Genomic DNA, 1,581 nt, shown 5'->3' on the forward strand with positions numbered 1-1,581 from the left:
TACGAGGCTGCGGGAGATATCCTGCAGCCTCGTTTTTTAAGCAGTCATGTGCGGCACCGCGTGTTCTTGCATATTTTCTTTGTAAGCTTGCTCGGTTTTATGTTTCGTTCTTGCGCAAGTCTGCGTTTTCATAGTGCGCAGTTTTATGAATCCGCGCTAAGCCCTCGCAGTGTTTTTCATAGGTGAGTCAAGTTGATTATACTAATTCTCATTGATTACCTGCGTATTTAATCGTTATTGTATACTTGTAGAGATTTTATGGTTCAGTTTATCTTAAGCTATTTTTTAATGTTCATTTTGTAAACTTCGCATTGTTCGCAAATGTAATGTCTACCCCCTATGCATGGCGCGCACATGGCAGGTCTTTTACTGTTTCCCCTCGCGTGGCGCAAAGTGCATGAACAATAAGGAGGAACTATGAAAAAGAAACAAATCGCAGGCGCTCTTCTTGCCGCAACGCTGGTTTTCCCACCTTCACTTGCTTTTGCTCAGGCACAGGACAGTACTGGTTCGGTGCACCAGAATAGTGCAGATCAAGGCGCCGTGAATGGTGCGGCAGCAAACAATAGCGTATCCACTAATTTTGATGAATTGATTGACATTTTAGGTCGTAGGAATACAGGCGAGTATGGCCTTCAAACTGGTACAGCGCTTGTTCGTATGATGCAAGCAGAAAATCCAACCCAAAAGCTTTCGTTTGATGTTTTGCAATCAGAAACTAACGATGCATCATCTGACTATGCCACCATGCGTGTATTGAAAACTACGAAAGGCACGTATCTGGTATTAACCTTGAAAGGCACGAAACCTAGTGAAGATTCTTCTACACACAAAAAAACGTCCAGCAATTATGTTGGTGTGTTTGAGCGTGAAGTAGAAGGTCATGCAGGAAAGTATGAACCTGTTGAGCCTTTAACAACGCATGATGTGCAAGATGGGCACAATATGGAGGGTAGTACTGACCCCGTCGTCAAAGGTAAGAAGTATCCAAAAGAAATTCTTATTCCTGTTCAGGCAGACAAGACGACCGGTAAACTGAATGCTTCGCTGTATCTTCCTGTTCTTACAAGTGTAACCCATAATTATACTACTCGGTCGAAAGTTGTACTTGAGTGGAAAGACCTTAAGCTTGATACCTTATACAAAAAATCAGTAGAAAAAATCATTGAGCAAGCAAAAGAATTAGCTGATCAGCCAACTACCCCTGCAGCCAATAAGCAGGAATTACAGCAACTTGCACAGAAGGCTACTCAAACGTTGACAACAGCTACAACGCCTGATCAATTGGTAAGTGAAATTACATCATTAAATGACGCTATTAAGAAAGTTGTGCCACAAGCTGCTCCACAAGAGCAACCACAAGCTGGAAGCCAAGGGCATGATAATGGCCACCAACAGAATGGACAGGCAGGCGGCTCTGAGGGTGGCACACCTGAAGAACCCTCTGTTCCAAGCTTTGATCAGGCAACAAAGCGTATTGCTGGAGAAACTGCAGAAGACACCATGCAACAAATCGTGCAAACGGCATTTCCTGATCCGGTAGATAAAGTAGTACTTGCAACAAGCGAGAGCTATTGGGAT

The 1,581-nt window shown here is 43.5% G+C and carries 1 protein-coding gene; it reads left to right on the forward strand.

Annotated elements, in window-relative coordinates; translation table 11 throughout:
• Positions 1 to 417 precede the first annotated feature (417 nt).
• Positions 418 to 1,581, forward strand: a 1,164-nt coding sequence (locus HMPREF3190_RS03100; RefSeq protein WP_156425697.1) for a hypothetical protein, incomplete at its 3' end; no start/stop codon positions are given.

Origin of the sequence: Umbribacter vaginalis (genome assembly GCA_001552935.1) — a bacterium.
Taxonomy (GTDB): Bacteria; Actinomycetota; Coriobacteriia; order Coriobacteriales; family Eggerthellaceae; genus Berryella; species Berryella vaginalis.